The sequence below is a fragment of the Mesorhizobium sp. PAMC28654 genome, assembly GCF_020616515.1.
Taxonomy (GTDB): Bacteria; Pseudomonadota; Alphaproteobacteria; order Rhizobiales; family Rhizobiaceae; genus Mesorhizobium.
Map to the genome: position 1 here is coordinate 1,514,561 of NZ_CP085135.1, position 17,765 is coordinate 1,532,325.

The 17,765-nt window shown below is 62.0% G+C and carries 18 protein-coding genes; 10 read left to right on the forward strand and 8 right to left on the reverse strand.

The window, feature by feature from the left end:
* Window positions 1-9 precede the first annotated feature (9 nt).
* Window positions 10-432, reverse strand: a complete 423-nt coding sequence (locus LGH82_RS07790) for a VOC family protein (protein ID WP_227347968.1) — start codon at window positions 430-432, stop codon at window positions 10-12.
* A gap of 1 nt (window position 433) precedes the next feature.
* Window positions 434-1,255: an enoyl-CoA hydratase gene (locus LGH82_RS07795; RefSeq protein WP_227347969.1), complete on the reverse strand. Its 822-nt coding sequence runs from the start codon at window positions 1,253-1,255 to the stop codon at window positions 434-436.
* Between the two features lie 213 nt (window positions 1,256-1,468).
* On the opposite strand from LGH82_RS07795, the gene LGH82_RS07800 reads away from it, so the two are divergent.
* The 3 genes from LGH82_RS07800 (at window position 1,469) to rpsI (ending at window position 3,094) form a co-directional block, all read left to right on the forward strand.
* On the forward strand, window positions 1,469-1,930 hold the full coding sequence (locus LGH82_RS07800; protein WP_227347970.1) for a PaaI family thioesterase: 462 nt from the start codon (window positions 1,469-1,471) through the stop codon (window positions 1,928-1,930).
* 215 nt (window positions 1,931-2,145) lie between these two features.
* Window positions 2,146-2,610 carry a 50S ribosomal protein L13 gene (gene rplM, locus LGH82_RS07805; RefSeq protein WP_227347971.1) on the forward strand — a complete coding sequence of 155 codons (465 nt, stop codon included), beginning with the start codon at window positions 2,146-2,148 and terminating at the stop codon, window positions 2,608-2,610.
* 1 nt (window position 2,611) lies between these two features.
* Window positions 2,612-3,094 carry a 30S ribosomal protein S9 gene (rpsI, locus tag LGH82_RS07810; RefSeq protein WP_227347972.1) on the forward strand — a complete coding sequence of 161 codons (483 nt, stop codon included), beginning with the start codon at window positions 2,612-2,614 and terminating at the stop codon, window positions 3,092-3,094.
* Window positions 3,095-3,158: 64 nt separating this feature from the next.
* On the opposite strand, the gene LGH82_RS07815 is transcribed toward rpsI, so the two are convergent.
* From LGH82_RS07815 to LGH82_RS07825, 3 genes are all read right to left on the reverse strand, one after another.
* Entirely contained in the window at window positions 3,159-4,553 is a 1,395-nt protein-coding gene (locus LGH82_RS07815) for an MFS transporter (RefSeq protein ID WP_227347973.1), read from the reverse strand.
* An 83-nt stretch (window positions 4,554-4,636) separates the two neighbouring features.
* Window positions 4,637-5,692 (reverse strand): glycerophosphodiester phosphodiesterase family protein, encoded by a 1,056-nt coding sequence (locus LGH82_RS07820; protein WP_227347974.1) that lies wholly within the window; start codon window positions 5,690-5,692, stop codon window positions 4,637-4,639.
* Between the two features lie 93 nt (window positions 5,693-5,785).
* Entirely contained in the window at window positions 5,786-7,000 is a 1,215-nt protein-coding gene (locus tag LGH82_RS07825) for an acyltransferase family protein (RefSeq protein ID WP_227347975.1), read from the reverse strand.
* Window positions 7,001-7,124: 124 nt separating this feature from the next.
* Here LGH82_RS07825 and speB point away from each other — a divergent pair, with 124 nt between their 5' ends.
* From speB to LGH82_RS07845, 4 genes are all read left to right on the forward strand, one after another.
* Entirely contained in the window at window positions 7,125-8,129 is a 1,005-nt protein-coding gene (gene speB / locus LGH82_RS07830; protein WP_227347976.1) for an agmatinase, read from the forward strand.
* Window positions 8,130-8,167: 38 nt separating this feature from the next.
* Window positions 8,168-9,094, forward strand: coding sequence for an N-acetyl-gamma-glutamyl-phosphate reductase (gene argC, locus LGH82_RS07835; protein ID WP_227347977.1), 927 nt, complete (start codon window positions 8,168-8,170; stop codon window positions 9,092-9,094).
* Window positions 9,091-9,933, forward strand: coding sequence for an aminoglycoside phosphotransferase family protein (locus tag LGH82_RS07840; protein ID WP_227349517.1), 843 nt, complete (start codon window positions 9,091-9,093; stop codon window positions 9,931-9,933). Before argC ends, LGH82_RS07840 begins: the two co-directional genes overlap by 4 nt.
* A 90-nt stretch (window positions 9,934-10,023) precedes the next feature.
* A complete protein-coding gene (locus LGH82_RS07845) occupies window positions 10,024-10,341 on the forward strand; it encodes a hypothetical protein (RefSeq protein WP_227347978.1) in 318 nt (105 codons plus the stop codon).
* A gap of 15 nt (window positions 10,342-10,356) precedes the next feature.
* Here LGH82_RS07845 and LGH82_RS07850 read toward each other — a convergent pair whose 3' ends face one another.
* The gene (locus tag LGH82_RS07850; protein ID WP_227347979.1) at window positions 10,357-11,448 is read right to left on the reverse strand and encodes a COX15/CtaA family protein; all 1,092 of its coding nucleotides are present in this window, start codon (window positions 11,446-11,448) and stop codon (window positions 10,357-10,359) included.
* Window positions 11,449-11,644: 196 nt separating this feature from the next.
* Here LGH82_RS07850 and LGH82_RS07855 point away from each other — a divergent pair, with 196 nt between their 5' ends.
* Complete coding sequence (locus tag LGH82_RS07855) at window positions 11,645-11,860, forward strand: DUF2842 domain-containing protein (RefSeq protein ID WP_227347980.1); 216 nt, start codon at window positions 11,645-11,647, stop codon at window positions 11,858-11,860.
* A 25-nt stretch (window positions 11,861-11,885) separates the two neighbouring features.
* Here LGH82_RS07855 and LGH82_RS07860 read toward each other — a convergent pair whose 3' ends face one another.
* Window positions 11,886-12,944 carry a polysaccharide deacetylase family protein gene (locus tag LGH82_RS07860; protein WP_227347981.1) on the reverse strand — a complete coding sequence of 353 codons (1,059 nt, stop codon included), beginning with the start codon at window positions 12,942-12,944 and terminating at the stop codon, window positions 11,886-11,888.
* Between the two features lie 91 nt (window positions 12,945-13,035).
* Between LGH82_RS07860 and LGH82_RS07865 the strand changes: the two genes are divergently transcribed.
* Both LGH82_RS07865 and LGH82_RS07870 read left to right on the forward strand, forming a co-directional pair.
* Window positions 13,036-14,262: a GNAT family N-acetyltransferase gene (locus LGH82_RS07865; RefSeq protein WP_227347982.1), complete on the forward strand. Its 1,227-nt coding sequence runs from the start codon at window positions 13,036-13,038 to the stop codon at window positions 14,260-14,262.
* Window positions 14,263-14,353: 91 nt separating this feature from the next.
* A protein-coding gene (locus LGH82_RS07870) for an IS630 family transposase (protein WP_227343924.1) occupies window positions 14,354-15,302 on the forward strand; the annotation gives its coding sequence in 2 pieces (ribosomal slippage) (window positions 14,354-14,697 and window positions 14,696-15,302; 951 coding nt in all).
* A gap of 29 nt (window positions 15,303-15,331) precedes the next feature.
* On the opposite strand, the gene LGH82_RS07875 is transcribed toward LGH82_RS07870, so the two are convergent.
* Window positions 15,332-17,533: a GumC family protein gene (locus LGH82_RS07875; protein WP_227347983.1), complete on the reverse strand. Its 2,202-nt coding sequence runs from the start codon at window positions 17,531-17,533 to the stop codon at window positions 15,332-15,334.
* Between the last annotated feature and the right edge of the window lie 232 nt (window positions 17,534-17,765).

A 17,765-nucleotide genomic window follows, 5' to 3' on the forward strand; every position in this document is an offset into this window, starting at 1 on the left:
GGGGCGGCGTCAATCCGGCAGCGAAATCGTGCCGTCTTCCGCGATCGGAAAGGCAGGATTGTGCGCCACTTCCCAGACATGCCCGTCCGCATCGGCAAAATAACCGTACCAGCCACCCCAGAAGGCGCGCCCCGCCGGCCTGACGATACGACCACCGGCTTTCTCGGCCTGCGCCAGAACCTCATCGACTTCAGCGTCCGAGCGTGTGTTGTAGGCGAGATAGACAGCGGACGGAGCCTTGGCGAAGCTGATGCCGGAATCTTCTTCGGCGCTTTCGCGGGGGAAGAGGCCGAGAATGGCGCCGCCCATCTGGAAGAAGGCGACACCGTCGGTGATCCCGGCATGCCGCTTCAGGCCCATGGCTTTATAGAAGCACACGGCGCGGTCGAGATCGTCCGTAGCGATCGTAATGATGGAGACGCGAGGCTCCATCCTATTCCTCGGGCCATTCCGGCTTGCGCTTGCTGATGAAGGCGCCGATGCCCTCTTGCGCATCACGCGCCAGCATGTTTTCGACCATGACGCGGCCGGTATGGGCATAGGCGTCCGCCAGCCCCATTTCGGCCTGCTGGTAAAACGCCTCCTTGCCGGTCTTCACCACCAAAGATGACTTGGACGCAATGGTTTGCGCGTATTTGGTGACAATCTGATTCAGATATTCGCGAGGCACGACGCGGTTGACCAGGCCGAACTCCTTGGCCGTTGCCGCATCGATGGTCTCGCCGGTCAAAAGCATCTCCATCGCATGCTTGCGCGACACGTTGCGCGACAGCGCCACCATCGGCGTCGAACAGAAAAGGCCGATATTGACGCCTGGCGTGCAGAACGTCGCCTCATGCGAAGCGATCGCGAGATCGCAACTGGCCACCAGCTGCAGGCCAGCCGCGGTCGCCAACCCGTCGACTTCTGCGATCACCGGTTTCGGCAGACGCACGATCGCCTGCATCAGCACAGCACACGCGGCGAATGTCCTTTCGAAGAACGCCCTGCCTCGGTCGGCATCGGCGCGATGCGCAGTCATTTCCTTGAGGTCATGCCCGGCGCAGAATACCTTTTCGGACGACGCCAAGATGACGACGCGGATGGATTTGTCGTCGCGTGCCCGGTCAAGTTCCGCTGTCAGCGCCTCCATCATCGCCAATGACAAGGCGTTGGCGGGCGGATTGGCCAGCGTCAGCCGCAACACGCCCTTGTCCAGACGAGCAACGATTGGACCTTCGGCAACAACAGGCTTGATGGCAACGATTTCCGCCACGGTCGTTTCTCCGCGATTCTGGATCATGGTTGGATGGCTACAATCTAGTATGCCATCACGCTTCATCCAACACCCTCAAACCGATTGCTGGCACAAGCGACAGGGCTGCCCTGCATTCGTGCGGGTGGCATAGGATGTTGCCCTTGACGGCTGAAACGGTGTTGCCAGAAATGTCCGCCGCGTTCAAACAGGCGCAGCAGAAGGGAGACCGTCATGCCTGCCCAGAGCAACCTCAAGCCCGTACTGACCGCCGCCGAGATCAACGTGCTGATGGACACCGTCTATCCACAGCTCAACGAGCAGTTCAAATATTACCAGGCGATCGATGTGTTTCCGGGCGGCTGCATTGTACGGCTCAATGCCGGCGCGCGGCACCTGCGTCCGGGCGGAACAGTGTCCGGCCCATCGCTGTTCACGCTTGCCGACATTGGCGGTTACGTCTGCGTGCTCAGTCATGCCGGACCGGACGCGCTTTCGGTCACCGTCAACCTTGACATCAATTTCGTGCGCAAGGCCGAAGCCGGCCCTATCGATGGCCATTGCCGCATCCTGAAGCTAGGCAAGAGCCTGATGGTGTTCGATATCGACATCGTCGGACCGGATCAACAGACAATAGCCCACGCCACCGGCACCTATTCGGTCCCGCCGAAGCGCAATGGCGATGCGGTAAAATAATACCTTCTATCTAGCGCTTTGTTTTTGCTATTCTTTCTTCGCCAAAGAGCTTTTCGGCTGCCTTGACGCGCCGTTCCCCCTCGCCTATAAGCCCTCACGAAGCAGCGGCCCGCAAAGGCCGCCGTTTTATTATTGGCGGTGGGCACGCTCTTCGCCAATCCAAGCAACAAGAAACGCCTTCACTCGTGAAGGTCCGAACCGAAAGCAGAAAACACATGACAACCTTTTCGCAGAAGCCTGCGGATGTGGTGAAGAAGTGGATCCTGATTGACGCCGAGGGTCTCGTCGTCGGTCGTCTCGCCACTGTCATCGCCAATCATCTTCGCGGCAAGCACAAGCCAACTTTCACCCCTCACGTCGACGACGGCGACAATGTCATCGTCATCAATGCCGACAAGGTGGTGTTCACCGGCAAGAAGTTCACCGACAAGGTCTATTACTGGCACACCGGTCACCCCGGCGGCATCAAGGAGCGCACCGCGCGCCAGTTGCTTGAGGGACGTTTCCCGGAGCGCGTCGTCGAAAAGGCCGTGGAACGCATGGTTCCGCGTGGTCCGCTTGGCCGTCGCCAGATGAAGAACCTGCGCGTCTATGCAAGTGCCGAGCATCCGCATGTCGCCCAGCAGCCCGAAGTTCTCGACGTGGCCGCGCTGAATTCCAAGAACAAGAAGGTCGCATAAGATGGCTGAGCTTTCCTCGCTCGCAGAACTGGGCGCCGCCACCGGCAACACCAACACCCAGCCGGCGGCACCCGTCCACGTCCAGAAGCTCGACAAGTCGGGCCGCGCCTATGCCACCGGCAAGCGCAAGAACGCCATTGCCCGCGTCTGGGTGAAGCCGGGTTCCGGCAAGATCGTCGTCAACGACAAGGTTTTCGCGGAATATTTCGCGCGCCCGGTCCTGCAGATGATCCTCAACCAGCCGATCATCGCCTCCAACCGCGCCGGCCAGTACGACATCGTCGCGACCGTTGTAGGCGGCGGCCTCTCCGGCCAGGCCGGCGCTGTCCGTCACGGCATCTCCAAGGCGCTGACCTACTACGAGCCGGCACTGCGCGCCGTGCTCAAGAAGGGCGGCTTCCTGACCCGCGACAGTCGCGTCGTCGAGCGCAAGAAGTACGGCAAGGCCAAGGCCCGTCGTTCGTTCCAGTTCTCGAAGCGCTAAGCACTACGCTGGCCCAGACATTCGAAAAGGCCGCCTCCGGGCGGCCTTTTTGCGTTGAGCGTCCTTATCCGGCGGAATGATCGGCATCACGGATGAACAGGAAAGCGCAGAGTGCCGAGCCAGCCACGGCAAGCGCTGAGGCCAGGAAGGCCAGTTGCATGCCCGTGATCGTGCCGATCGCCAGGGCGGAGCCAAACAACGCCACGCCGATCGCGCCACCTGACTGACGCACGGTGTTGAGCACGCCCGACGCCGTGCCCGACATCTCCGCCGGCACGGCAGACAGCAGCGCCGTGGTCATGGCGGGCACGGCAAGGCCTATGCCGACCGGCAGGAACAGCATGCGCCACAGCAGCGACAGATAGGATGTGTCGGCCCTGATCAGTGCCATAAGGCCGAAGCCGACCGCGCCAATCAGCAGGCCAATCGCCATCGGCAATCGTGACCCATAGTTCGCAGCGATACGCCCGGCAACAATGTTCGATACGGTGATCGCCGCCATGAACGGCAGGAAGGCGAGCCCGGTCATCTCAGGCGAAAAATGCCTTTCCTGCTGGAAATAGAGGCTGAGCATGAAGATCGTGCCGTAGAGTGTCAAGTTAACCGCCAATCCTACGAGACTCGTAACCGCCGGTATGCGGCTTGCAAAAAGACCGAGTGGAACCATCGGCGCTTTTGTCCTACTCTCGACCAGCAGGAAAGAGCCTCCCGCGACCACTGCCAATACCAGTCCGCCAATGACAGGCAACGAAGACCACCCGGACGAGCCGGCTTCGATGAAGGCGCCGGTCAGCGAGAACAGTGTCAGCACGACAAGCCCCTGCCCGGCCCAGTCGACTGGCGTCCTCTCGGCCTTGAGCGGCGTTTCCTGAAGAAACCGGTAGGCCATCCAGATGGCGAGAGCACCGATAGGCAGATTGACCAGAAAGATGCTGGCCCAGCCAAGCGATGCAACCATGAAACCGCCGAGCACCGGCCCGGCCGACAGTGCGATGCCGCCCGCCGCGGTCCAGAGGCCAACCGCGCGCGCCCTGCGCGCCTTGTCGGAAGCATAGGCACGATTGAGAAGCGCCAGCGAACAGGGCATCAAGAAGGCAGCACCCGCGCCTTGCACGGCGCGCGCCGTGATCAGTACCCACGCGCTACCAGCCAGGCCGCAGGCCAAGGAAGCGATGCTGAACAGCGCCATCCCGGCGACGAAAACGCGGCGGGCGCCAATCCTGTCACCAAGCGTGCCGCCTGCCAGCAGAAGTGAGGCGAAAGCCAGGGTGTAGGCGTCGACGACCCATTGCAGACCATCAATACCCATCGACAGCGCAGAGCCGATCCTGTTGAGCGCGACATTGACGATCGAGACGTCGAGTTGCACCACCACGAAGCCGAGACTGGTGGCTGCAATGGTGGCGGCGTAGGCGAGATTCGCGGGGCGGTTGAAAACCATGGTGTTTGACATGCCCATGGGTAACGTTTGCGTCCTGACACCGTTCCGTCAGGAGAGGCTGGCCCGCGGCGATTGGCGTCGCCCCTCTTCGGCGCGTGTCTTCAGTTGATGCTGGCGGTCGTGGCTGGCTCGATGCGCGGCTGGGCATAAGGCACGCGGTAGCCATTGGCCGCCAGCCAGTCTATCGCCACCTTCGGCTCGTCGGTCTGGATGATGGTCGCGCCATGTTCGGCCCAGAAGCCATAAGTCTCGCGTGGCAGGCTTGCCTGCACAGCCAGCTCGTCGCCACGGCCGCCGGAGAGGAAGCCGCCTGGCTTGTTGACGATGGCGTAGGTGTCGACCCAGATGTGCCAGTCACCCCTGGAAGCCACGGCGCGCATGCGCGCCGTGAACAGCGGGCCGCCGGTTTCGGTCAATTTTTCCGCGCCTGCCCGCCAGTTGATGAGTTCGGCCGCGCGCATCGAGAAGGCGCGGTCGACCGTCTGAGCGAAAGCAGCATCGCGAACTGCGTCATCCGCAATGATCGGCATGAACTGAAAACCGCCGCCGATCGCATCCATTGTGGCCTTTACCGTGGCGATCCGCTCGGCATTCCAGAGGCTCTCCTTGACGATGACCTGTTCGGCCATGCCGAGGTCGCGGGCCGCCGCGATCATGCCCAAGAGGTCCCCGACTTCGAGTTTGTTGTCGAGGTTGATGAGTATCCGGTCCTTTGTCGCGGCCAGCATCTCGCGCAGCGTCGAGACCGTCTCGTTGGTGACGGCATGGGTCCCCTCTATGACCAGCCTGCATGTCTTGAGCTCGGCGAGCGTGTATTTGATCACCTCGCCCCTGCAGTTCGTGGTGCGGTCGAGCCAGCTGTCGTGCATGACGACGAACTCACCGTCCTTCGAGCGCCTGATGTCGACCTCGACGATTTCGGCACCCATGGCGATCGAGCCTTCCACGGCCGCAATCGAGTTTTCCGCATAGAGCGTCTTGCCGGCCTGCATGCCGCCGGCGCGATGCGCGGCCACCATGACGTGGTCCCGCCACTGATTGGCATGCTCGAAACGGTCGAGAATCTGCCTGGCGCGCGTTTCGCCTGCCAATGACTGACCGGCAGAGGCCACCACCAGTGCGGCGGAAAGCAGAAGTCTCAGCCAAAGGCTCCGCATCGAGAATCGCTCCTTGCCGGGTCGAAACCCGGTTAAGCGATGCCCGTGACAGGCCGGTGAACGAAGCCGGCTACAGGCCCGTTGCGACCTGCCTCACATGCGCTTGGAGAGCCGGCGGAACCAGGCCATTGCCGGCATTTCGACGAAACGCCAGGTGAACCAGGAGACCGTGATGGTGGCGACAAGCATCACGACGATCGCGACAAAGCCGATCCATGGCGAGCCGGCCCCAAAACCAGTCGCGTCCTCGCCACGCAGCCAGATGTCACCGACAAGCCCCATACCCAGCTTGCGCTCGATCAGTCCGCCGACACTGATCATGCGCGCCTGCACGAAGATGTGGACCATGTAGATGGAGTAGGACAGCGCGCCGAGTGTCAGCATGGCCGGCGCGCGCAGCATGGCGCTGATCCAGCCGCCTTCATGCGCGAACAGATAAAGCGCCAGCGCGAACACGAATGGCGCCGCGATCCCGGCATCATTGTCGCCAGCCAGCGAGACGAAGGCAACGATCACCGCAACCATCACGATTTCCGCAACGGTCCAGGCAAGCCGGGGGCCACCTCCCGCAAGCGCCTGTCGCGCCCCTGCAATGGAATCATGCTGAAACCATGCAAGCAGCGCGCCAAGCGAGAAACCGTACAGACAGCGGATGAAGCCGAAATCGAAGGACACATCCATGTGATGGCTGGAGAAGGCAAGAAGGAACAGCGGCGCTGTTACAGTGGCCGCGACGAACCACACCCAGGCACGGGTACCGGCAATGAAGACTGTGCCGGCGAAGAGAAGATAGGCGAAGAATTCCGCCGAAATGCTCCAGCTCGGCGCGTTCCAGGTCAGCTGGCTCTCGAAGCCGACGCCCTGCAGCAGGAAGAGATTGGCAACGAAGCTGTTGAGATCGAACCCGCCGGTAAAGGGGGCGGCGCCCGTGCCACGCAGTTGCGGCAGCAAAAGCCTCAGCGTCTCGAAGGCGGCGAAAGCGAGCAGCATGACAAGATGCAGCGGATATATGCGGCCAAGGCGCACAAGTGCGAAGCGGGCGACATCATCCGGCTCATTCAACCGGTTGCCGTAGCTGGAGGCGATGACGAAACCGGACAGCACGAAGAAGAAATCGACGAAGAGGTAGGACGAGCCGATGAAGGCGCTTTGCGAAATCATCGAGCTGGTCGGGAAATGGAACAGAGCGACCAGCAGCGCGCAGATGCCGCGCCAGGAATCGAGCACCAGGAAGCGCGTGGCCGCCTTTGTGCCTGTCTGGACCGTCGCCGGGGCATGGGTGGGATTGAGGAATGCAGCCTGCGTCATGATGATACAAATCCTGTCTCGCCACGGCACCCCCGCGGTGCCATTTCGTTTCCCCAAGCTTTGACTGGCATGTTCCATGCCGGTTCTGTAGTTGTTGCTCCCCGATGAAACCTGAGGATCCGCGATGCCCAACAGAAACATCGACAACGCCTTCACCGCCCGCTCCAAGACGGGCGCTTCGTCCGAGCCGACCTATGCCGGCGCGCTGTCGTTCATGCGGCGCAAATACACAAAGGACGTGAAAGGCGCGGACGCTGTGGTGTGGGGCATCCCCTTCGACGCCGCCGTGACCAACCGGCCGGGCGCGCGCTTCGGGCCGCAGGCGATTCGCCGTGCTTCGGCTATCCTCGACAACGACCCGCAATATCCGTTTTCACGCGACCTGTTCGAACACCTTGCCGTGGTCGACTATGGTGACTGCCTGCTTGACAGCGGCAATCACCAGAAGACGCCTGGCACGATCGAGCGCGAGGCGGCGAAGATTCTGAAATCCGGCGCCTTCCTGCTGACGCTGGGCGGCGACCATTTCGTCACCTGGCCTCTGCTGAAGGCCCATGCCGCCATTCACGGACCATTGGCCCTGGTGCAGTTCGATGCCCACCAGGACACCTGGGAGGATGACGGCAAGCGCATCGACCATGGTTCGTTTGTCGGCCGCGCCGTCAAGGAAGGCATCGTCGATCCTGACCGTTCCATCCAGATCGGCATCCGCACCCACGCTCCCGACACGTTTGGGATCAAGATCCTGTACGGCCACGAGATCGAGGAGATGCGGGCGTCGGATATCGCCTATGCCATTGTCGACCGCACCGGCGGCAAGAAGACCTACCTTACCTTCGACATCGATTGCCTCGATCCGGCCTTCGCGCCGGGAACAGGCACCCCGGTCGCCGGCGGCCCCTCCTCGGCCAAGATCCTGTCGACGCTGCGCCAGCTCAACCAGGTCGATATTGTCGGCGCCGACGTTGTCGAGGTTGCGCCGGCCTATGATCACGCCGATATAACGGCGATCGCCGGCTCGATGGTGGCGATGCAGTATCTCGGGTTGCTGGCCGAACGAAAGGCCCGGCTTGAGGAGATGAACAACGGCAACCACGGTGCCGCGGTGAATCACGGTCACGGCATATAGTATTGAAATAGCAGGACATTCAGGCGGAACGATTGGCAATGAAACCGAAAATCTTCATCGACGGCGAACACGGCACCACCGGCCTCCAGATCAGGGCGCTGCTTGCCGAGCGCGGCGACCTCGAGATCATTTCCATTCCCACCGAGCGCCGCAAGGAAACGGCGGCGCGCGCTGAATTCCTCAATGCCGCCGATGTGGCGATCCTGTGCCTGCCCGACGATGCGGCGAAGGAAAGCGTCTCTCTGATCACCAACGACACCACCAAGGTCATTGATGCCTCGACCGCGCATCGCGTGGCCGAGGGCTGGGAATACGGCTTCGCCGAGATGGACAAGGACCAGGCGAAGAAGATCGCCTCGGCGAAACGTGTCGCCAATCCGGGTTGCTGGCCGCAAGGGCCGATCGCGACGTTGCGGCCGCTGGTTGCCGCCGGCCTTCTGCCGGCCGATTTTCCGATCACCGTCAATGGCATCTCCGGTTATTCGGGAGGCGGCCGCCCGATGATCGAGGACTATGTGGCCAAGGGCGAGGATGCGTCGGAATTCCTGCCCTATGGCCTGACGCTTCAGCACAAGCACGTGCCGGAACTCAGGGCTTATGCAAAACTGTCGCATGATCCGATCATGCAGCCGGCGGTTGGCAATTTCGCTCAGGGCATGATCACGGTCGTACCGCTGCAACTTGGCGGCCTCGACCATGTACCGACCGGCGCTGAACTGCACGCCGCAATCGCCGATCATTTCGCTGCCATAGACGGGGGCGTGGTCGAAGTGGCGCCCTATGCCCATTTGGAGCGCATGCCCGAAATCAATCCGGAGATCTACAACGGCAGCAACCGCATGAAGGTCTATGTATTCGCCAACGACAAGCGAGCCCAGGCGCTGCTGCTGGCCGTCTATGACAATCTCGGCAAGGGCGCTTCAGGCGCCGCCGTCCAGAACATGGATTTGATGCTCGGGCTCTGATGGACGCGCCTGCCTTTCCGAAGCGCTGGAAGGTCAGCGCGCCCGAACTCATTGCCGAAACCTTTTCCAGCCGCATCTGGAAGGTCGTTCGCGAAGACGGCTCGTCGGCCATCGTGAAGGCGCTGAAACCCTTCGACGACGTCGCCGACGAGTTGCGCGGCGAGCACTACCTCGTTTGGCGGCACGGCGAAGGCGCGGTGCGACTGCTTGACCGCGACGGCCACAGCATGCTGCTCGAATATGCCGGCGACAGGCTGCTTTCGCATGAGCTTGCCGAACAAGGCGACGATGCCGCCACGGCAATCGCCGCCGAGGTGATGGCGAAGCTGTTTGCGCCGTCGGACCACCCTTTTCCGGAGGAGCTTCAGCAGTTGCGGACACGCTTTGCCAGCCTGTTCAAGAAGGCTAAGGCAGATCGCGATGCAGGTGCCGACAGTCTCTATGTCGAGGCCGCGGCCACAGCCGAACGACTGCTGGGCGACCCGCACGACATCAAGCCGCTGCATGGCGACCTGCATCACGACAACATTATTCACGGGCCACGTGGTTGGCTGGCGATCGATCCCAAGGGCGTTCTCGGCGATCCCGGCTTCGACGCTGCGAATATGCTGTACAACCCGCTCGAGCGTGACGACCTGTGCGGCGCCCCTGAACGGATCGCCCACATGGCCGAGACCTTCGCCAAGACACTGGGTCAAACGCCGCGCGCCATACTGGATCATGCCATCGCCTATGGCTGCCTGTCAGCTTCATGGCACCATGAGGATCGTAACGACGCCGATGAAAATCGCGAATTGTCGATTGCCATGGCGATCCGGGCAGTGCGGTCGAATTTCTGATTGCCGTCTGACTGGCGAACAGGAACGGGTAACCGCTCGTTAACCATAAATGCTCACTGATGCATGTGACACCCAGGAGCAAACTCAGTCATGGTCAGCGCGATTTCAGCTTCCTCTCAGGCGGCTCAAATTTCTTCATCTATTGCCGCGGACAACGCGGCTCAGGAAGCCGCCCTCGAAAAACTGATCCAGGCCAAGGAGGACGAGGCCAAGGCCGCCAAGGACCAGGTTCAGCAGGCAAAGCTGCAGCAAGACGTCGCCGCCCTGAAGGCCAAGCTTGACGCACTCAAGGCCGCCGACAAGGCGGCCAAGGCCGATCAGGGTCAATCCGCACCGTCCGCCGCCGCGTTGCGTCAGGCGGAATTCGACGGCGAGAAGACGACGTCTTCAAACACCTTCTGGATGTGACCGATTGGCTCGGGATCAGTTCCTGAGCGCGATTTCATGTGGTAGCGGGTAAGCACCCTTGGTGCCGCGCCAATGCGCCGCGGCAAAGCCCAGTACGATGAGCGCAAACCCCTGATGCGTCAGCGCCATGTGCAGTGGTACATGCATCAGCAGCGTACCGATACCAATCGAAGCCTGCACCAGCACCAACAGGAACAGCACTGTCGCCCGACGGGCATGCGTGGTGCCCGGCTGGCGCCGGCGCGTTGCAATCATGTGCCACAGCGCCACTGCAAACACCGTATAGGCGCCGAGCCGGTGGATGAACTGCACCGTCTTGGGGCTTTCGAAGAAGTTGCGCCATGCCGGTTCGAGGATCAGCAGGTCACCCGGGATGATCTTGCCGTCCATCAACGGCCAGGTGTTGTAGCTAAGGCCAGCATCGAGCCCGGCGACCAGCCCGCCAAGATAGATCTGGATCAGTGCCAGCAGCACGATGATTCCGGCCAAGCGCTGCGTCGAGCGGTCGGCAGCGGGTTCCGAGTGCGGCGCCAACCCGCGCGCAGCGACCATCGTGGCGGTGAAGATCAAGGCAGCAAGGGTCAGATGCGTCGCAAGCCGGTACTGGCTGACGGACACCCGATCGACCAGCCCCGAAGCCACCATCCACCAGCCGATCGCGCCCTGCAGGCCACCGACCAGAAGAATGCCAACGAGCTTCGGTCCGAGGCCACGTTCGACGCGGCGCGTCGCCCAGAAGAACAGCAGCGGCAGAGCGAAGACCAGGCCGACACTGCGCGCCAGGATACGGTGCGCCCATTCCCACCAGAAAATCGACTTGAATGCCTCGATGCCCATGCCCTTGTTGAGCTCGGCATATTGCGGGATCTGCTGGTAGAGCTGGAATTCCTCTTGCCACTCGGCGTCGTTGAGCGGCGGTATCACGCCGTGGATCGGCTTCCATTGCGTGATCGACAGGCCGGAATCGGTGAGCCTTGTCGCGCCGCCGACCAACACCAGCGCAAACAGCACCAGAAGCACCACATAGAGCCAGCCGCGAACCAGCGCCCGGTTGTGGAGGTCGCGGTCGCGGGCCATGAAAGGCGCGGCGTCGGTGATGGCAGCCATGGTCTTTAGTTCCGGCGGTTCGAAGTTGCGGATTGGTGAACCATCGCAACCTTGCTGGCAAGACCGATCGGCGCGGCACGCCGTCGCGCCGCGTCTGCCGGGTTGCGCAGCTTCGCGCCAAGGCCTATGCGAGGCAAATACTCTGAGCTTGCCGGACCCTACACGAGTCCCGGCATGCTCACCTCGGAGGCCAACCATGCCCTTGCGCCTGAAAAAACTGATCGGAACGTTCCTGCTGGTGGCGCTGGTGATCATCTATGCGCTGCTCGCATCGATCTTCGCGGTCGCCCGACTGTCGGAGTCGAGCCCGTTGGTGCATTTCCTCTTCTTCCTGCTGAGCGGCCTGCTCTGGGTGCTGCCGGCGATGGGCATCATCAAGTGGCTGATGCTGGAGCCACGGCCCAAGCGCTGACTTGCCGCCAGTTCCAGCGTTAGGTCTAGATGGTGACAACCATCTTGCCGGCATTGGCCAGAGGGGTCGTCACGCCCGAGAGCATCGTGCGGATATGGGCCAGGCTCTGATAGCGGCCGTTGACGGAAATGCGCGGCAATGCATGCAGGAAACCGGCATGCTCGGCGCGCAGCACACCGTGGCGCGTCGTCACAGCCGATACATAGCCGGCGTCGCGAGCAAAACCCACTTCGCGGCAACCGACCGCGCTGGCATAGCCGTAGGGATAGGCAAAGTGGTGTGGCTCCTCACCCAGCTCGGCCTGCAATATACGCTTGGCATCCTCGATCTCGTGGCGTGCATCGGCTTCGGAAAGTCGCTTCAAACTGTGATGGTTGACCGTATGCGAGCCAATCGTGACCAGCGGATGCGCGGCCATGGTGCGGATTTCGTCCCAGTTCATCAATGTCCTGAGACGCAGTTCATCCGCGTCAACACCACTCGTGTCAGCCAGTTCGCGCAGCACGGCACGCTGGTCTTCCTCGCGGACCTCCGTGGTGAGATGAGCGTGCAGGCGCGCAATAGCCTGGAGCTTTCTGGCCGGGGTCGAACAATCGATCGTCTCCGGACCAGCGGACGTCTTCAGGGTCAGCCGATCGGCCGCATGGACGACATCCTCGACCAACTCCCACCACAGGTCGGCAGTGCCGCTGATCAGACCCGGCGCGACATAGATGGTGATTGGCGCACCGTGCTTTTCGAGGACTGGCAACGCCTCCGTCATGTTGTCGCGATAGGCATCGTCGGCGGTGATGGTGGCGAACTGGCCGCCCTTGCCGCCGGACTTGATGCGCTCGATCGCTTCGTCCAGCGTACCGAAAATGTAGCCATTCGCCTTCATGTCGGCGACAACCGCATCCAGGAATTCAGGCGCGATGTTCAGGTGACGGTTGACACTATCCGGCTTTTCCGGCCTGGCCGTAACGCGATGCAGCATCAGGATCGCGCCAATGCCGCCGATGAACGGCTTGGCCAGCGGAGCCAGACCGGTATAGCGGGCGATGTTAAGCGCCAGTTTCCGGATTGCCTCGCCTCCGTCGATCATTCATTCACCTTTTGCGCCTAGGCTCAGCCAAGCATGGAACGAGCCTACGCGAACCCCCAAATCGTGATGAATACGCCTTAAGGATTGAGGGATGGTTGACGCAGCTGCGTCATTTGAGGGCAATCGGCCCGCGGCGACCGAAGCCTCGCCGCGCCCATTGCCGGGAGATTGCGCAGTATCCGTATCGGCCGCCTCCGGCGATGCGCTTGCTGATTACGGGGAGTTCTGTCGTTCCGCCCTCTTCGCTCCCGCGCAGAGTTCGGGATGGGTCCGCCATTGGATGGCGCAAGTTGCGCCCGACTCGCTCATAGCGACCCTGACCGCTGAAGGCAGGCCGGTGTTCGTGCTGGCGCTGGAGATTAGCCGCAAGGGCCCGTTCCGCGTCGCTCGCTTCATGGGTGGCCGCCATGCCAATGGCAATTTTGTCGCCGGCGATCCGCGCTGGCTGCCGAAGGCTGACGTCGCCGCCGTCCGGACGATGCTGGCAGCGATCCGAAGGGCGCGATCGGACATCGACCTGATCGCACTGGAGCGATTGCTGCCCGATCTCGACGGCATTGCCAACCCGCTTGCCTGCCTTCCTCATTCTCCGAGCCCTAACCTGTCGTTGGCCGTCGATCTGGCGGGAGGATTCGATGCACTGCTGGCGCGTGCCAGCGGCAAGCGCAAGCGCAAGAAGCACCGCGCCCAGATGCGCAAGTTCGATGCCATTGGCAGCCATCGCCGCATCCAGGCAAGGACAGCGGAAGAGGTGAACTGGCTGCTCGATGCCTTTTTCGAGATGAAGGAATTCCGCTTCCGCAAGATGGGCATTGCCAATGTATTCGGCGACAATGAGGTGCGTGCTTTTTTCCGCGCGTTGTTCATCGATGCGCTTGCGGAGGACAGGCCATCCTTTGTGCTGCATGGGCTCGAGGTTGCCGGCAAGCTGCGCGCCATTACAGGGTCCAGCCGTTCGGGCAGGCGCCTGATCTGCGAATTCGGCGCGATCGCCGAGGACGATCTCGGTCACACCAGTCCGGGCGACTTCCTGTTCTTCGACAACATCCAGGAAGCCTGCGAGACAGGTTTCGCGGTCTACGACTTCTCCGTCGGCGATGAGCCCTACAAACGCCTCTGGTGCGATATCGAAACCCAGCATTTCGAGGTTCTGGTCCCGCTCACGCCGAAGGGCCGCGTGCTGGCGCTCGTCCTGCAACAAGGCGCGCGCCTGAAAGCCTTCATCAAGCACAACCCGACGATCTGGAAACTGACCAAGTCGCTGCGCAAGAGGACGGCGGGGCAGACTGCGCCCGCCGCCGCCGCGGACGACAGCTAGAGCAAAATCCGAGCGGATAGAATCGATAGGGGTTTCGTTGGGATTGGAAATCTGATTCAGCATATCTGCTGGATTCGGAGGCCGGCATGGCATGGCGAAATCCTTATCGGAAGATTTGCGGGCTCGGGTGGTCGCAGCGGTTGATGGCGGCCTGTCGCGACGGGCGGCAGCGGCGCGATTTGGCGTGGCGGCGGCAAGCTCGGTGCGTTGGGTCCGGGAATGGCGCGAGACCGGAGCCACCTGCGCAAAGCCGCAGGGCGGCGACAGGCGGTCCCACCGCGTTGAAGCGTATCGCGACATCATCCTGGCGGCGATCGAGAGGCGGGTGGACATCACGCTGGTCGAACTCGCCGAGTTGCTGCGACAGGAGCATGGCGCGTCGTTTGCGACGAGCACGATCTGGCGGTTTCTCGATCGTCACTCCATGACCTTCAAAAAAAACGGCGCACGCCAGCGAGCAGGAGCGGCCAGACGTGGCGGCGCGACGAAACGCCTGGTTCGACGCCCAGCCCGATCTTGATCCCGAGCATCTGGTCTTCATCGACGAGACCGGAGCCTCGACAAAGATGGCTCGACTGCGGGGGCGCACGAAGCGCGGGATGCGGTGCCGATCGCCAATCCCGCATGGCCATTGGAAGACGACGACGTTCACCGGCGCCCTGCGCCTCACTGGCATGACCGCGCCAATGGTCCTGGACGGCCCGATGACTGGCGAATGGTTTGTCGCCTATGTCGAGCAGGTTCTCGTGCCGACGCTGCGGCCCGACGATGTCGTGATCCTCGACAACCTGCCGGCGCACAAAAGCGCAGCCGCCCGTGTGGCGATCGAAGCAACCGGCGCAAGGATGATGTTCCTCCCGCCCTATTCCCCCGACTTCAACCCGATCGAGAACGCCTTTTCCAAGCTGAAATCGATTCTACGCAAAGCCGCCGCACGAACCGTCGCGGAATTGTGGGATACCATCAGCGCCGCACTGCCTTGCTTCACACCAACCGAGTGCGCCAACTACTTCGCCGCAACAGGATATGAGCCGGAATGATCAGATTCTGCTCTAGCGGCGGCTTTCCGTCAGGCGGCCGAACGCCGGCCTGGGACCGGCGTGCCCGGTGTTTCATGGCCGACCGGCGTCACCAGGGTGAGATTGCGATAGCCGCTTTCGATCAGGCTGACCGTGGCCTGAGCCACCTCATCGTCAGGTTCCAGCATGGACACGAAGACCTCCGTGGCATCGCCAACCAGACGGCTGATGTCCTGCGCGTCGGCCGGTCCGCATTCGACCACGACGAGATCATAGGCGGTGGTCAGCGACTGCATGATGATCGGCAGGCGGTCGGCGGCGCGCATGGCACGAACCGGATCGGCCGTGCCAACCGGAATCACATGGCAATCCGAATAATGGTCGGCGTGGATCACGTCGCTGAACTGCGCTTCGGACGCCAGAAGATTGGTGATTCCCGGGAACAGCGCGCTGTCCAGCACCGGCCGCGAAGCGGCTCCGGAGGCGGTGAGATCGAGCAGTAGCACCCGCAAGCCGGCATCGGATACCTCGCGCGCCACCAGGATGGCCGAGGCGGCGGCCTCGTCACCTTCCGGCGACACGAAGATGGCGCGCGCGGCACCGCTCGCGATCAGTTTCTCGGCCGCTTTCTCGACGTCGATCTCGCCGAAGCTGGAACGTTTCGGTCGAACATCCGCAGGAGGCGGTTCGGCCGCGACAATATCGAGCGGTACCGCGGCCGTTTCAACCTGCGCCGCGGCTTCCGCCACATGATCGCCCTCCGGCTCGATGTTGGCTGGCGCTTCGACGTAGGCAGGTTCGTGCCGGATGACAGGCATGGCGACCTGCTCGATCCGATCGAAACGGGCACCAGCAGCCGGACGCATGGCGCGCCCCGAAAACAATTCCCGCAGAAGCGTGATGATCGCCATGATCAACAGCGATGCCGCGAAGGCCGCACCGACGATCGGCACGACCTTGGGGAAATAAGGTTCGGACGGCACCTGGGCTTCGGAAACCAGGCGCGCGTCGACCGGCAGATAGTTGCGATCCTTGCGCGACGCCGCCGCCAGGTAGTTGGCTTGGTATGATTCCAACTGCTGGCGCCGAGCGTTCGCTTCGCGCTGCAAAGCATCCAGTTCAACCTGCTCTTCGCCAGCGCGTGCCGATGCGGCCTTGAGCGTGTTGACGTCCGCGACGAGCTGGTTCTCACGAGCCTGCGCGGTCTGCGCCTGAGTCATCAGCCCTTTCATCAATTTTTCCGCTTCATTGCGGATCTGGCCGTCGAGGTCGGCGAGTTGCGACTTCAGCGCGCGGATGCGCGGATGGTTGTCAAGCAAAGTGGTGGAAAGATCGGCTATGTTGGTCTTGAGCTCGACCTGGCGCTCGCGAAGGCGCTGTATCAGTTCCGACGACAAGACCTCAGGTACGGCATCCAGCGAACCGCCGCCCTGCAGCGCCTTGCGCACGCTGTCGGCGGTCGCCTCCGCTGACGAACGGTTGGCGCGCACCCTCGACAGTTCGCTCGACAGTTCGGAAAGCTGCTGCGTGGCCAGAACCGAATTGTTGCCGCCCATCAAGAGATCCGACTGGGCGCGATACGTGGCGACCCTGGCCTCGGCATCCTTTACCTGCTTCTGCAGATCGGCGATCTCCGGTCCCAGAAAGGCGGTGGCGGCGGAGTTCAATGCAACTTTCGCACTGCCCTGGGTAGCGATGTAGGCCTTGGCGATCTCGGTCGGAATGGCGGCGGCAAGGTTGGGATCTCGCGAGGAAAACTCGATGGCAATGATGCGCGTCTTTTCAACGCTGTAGACGTTAAGATTCTCGCGCATCTTTTTCAGCACGCGCTCTTCCGGCGGAATCTCTTCCGGATCGCCCTTGAGGCCTGCAATGACAAGCAATTTGCTCAGCGCCGACATGTTGAGCGCGTCGTCGAATTCGGGCAGCCGCGCCAGATTGAGCTTCGAAGCCACCTGCTTGAGGATGTCGGTGGAGGAAACGATCTGGACCTCGGTGGCGATGCCTTCCTCGTCAAGAATCGGCTTGTCGTTGTCGTTGGCACCGTTTGGCCGAGTGTAAACGGACTCGCCCGTCTCAATCTTCAGCTGCGCTTCAGCCTTGTAGTGCCGCGTGGCAAGCGAGGCGAATGCGAACGCCGCACCCGTCACCACCAGCGTGACAATGGCTATGCGCCGCCAATTCCTCGCAAGACTGGCGAAGAGTTGCCTGAGATCGACGTCGACGTCTGCGGCCGCGGATTGAACGGACATGCATCCCTGCTCCGGTACTGAGTCCGGACGCACCGTAAACAACTATGGTAACTCAGCCGTTAAGATCGCGGTAAGCACCTGTTAGGCTTTACTGACGAGCGGTAAACAAATCGCCGAAAGCGCCCCTCCTTTCGTCAATCCGCCATCGATCTTCGACATATCGGGCTCGCGCCTTTACCGGCCATTAACCCTAACAGGATGATAACGGGCCTCGATCCTTAAAGTTGCCGCA

Bases quoted from the DNA above. Each gene is read 5' to 3' on its own strand.
- rplM (WP_227347971.1), top strand. From the start codon at position 2,146: ATGACAACCTTTTCGCAGAAGCCTGCGGATGTGGTGAAGAAGTGGATC.
- LGH82_RS07800 (WP_227347970.1), top strand. From the start codon at position 1,469: ATGCCTGCCCAGAGCAACCTCAAGCCCGTACTGACCGCCGCCGAGATC.
- LGH82_RS07790 (WP_227347968.1), bottom strand. From the start codon at position 432: ATGGAGCCTCGCGTCTCCATCATTACGATCGCTACGGACGATCTCGAC.
- rpsI (WP_227347972.1), top strand. From the start codon at position 2,612: ATGGCTGAGCTTTCCTCGCTCGCAGAACTGGGCGCCGCCACCGGCAAC.
- LGH82_RS07820 (WP_227347974.1), bottom strand. From the start codon at position 5,692: ATGCGGAGCCTTTGGCTGAGACTTCTGCTTTCCGCCGCACTGGTGGTG.
- LGH82_RS07850 (WP_227347979.1), bottom strand. From the start codon at position 11,448: ATGGCTGCCATCACCGACGCCGCGCCTTTCATGGCCCGCGACCGCGAC.
- LGH82_RS07860 (WP_227347981.1), bottom strand. From the start codon at position 12,944: ATGATCGACGGAGGCGAGGCAATCCGGAAACTGGCGCTTAACATCGCC.
- LGH82_RS07845 (WP_227347978.1), top strand. From the start codon at position 10,024: ATGGTCAGCGCGATTTCAGCTTCCTCTCAGGCGGCTCAAATTTCTTCA.
- speB (WP_227347976.1), top strand. From the start codon at position 7,125: ATGCCCAACAGAAACATCGACAACGCCTTCACCGCCCGCTCCAAGACG.
- argC (WP_227347977.1), top strand. From the start codon at position 8,168: ATGAAACCGAAAATCTTCATCGACGGCGAACACGGCACCACCGGCCTC.
- LGH82_RS07825 (WP_227347975.1), bottom strand. From the start codon at position 7,000: ATGACGCAGGCTGCATTCCTCAATCCCACCCATGCCCCGGCGACGGTC.
- LGH82_RS07855 (WP_227347980.1), top strand. From the start codon at position 11,645: ATGCCCTTGCGCCTGAAAAAACTGATCGGAACGTTCCTGCTGGTGGCG.
- LGH82_RS07865 (WP_227347982.1), top strand. From the start codon at position 13,036: ATGGTTGACGCAGCTGCGTCATTTGAGGGCAATCGGCCCGCGGCGACC.
- LGH82_RS07815 (WP_227347973.1), bottom strand. From the start codon at position 4,553: ATGGGCATGTCAAACACCATGGTTTTCAACCGCCCCGCGAATCTCGCC.
- LGH82_RS07875 (WP_227347983.1), bottom strand. From the start codon at position 17,533: ATGTCCGTTCAATCCGCGGCCGCAGACGTCGACGTCGATCTCAGGCAA.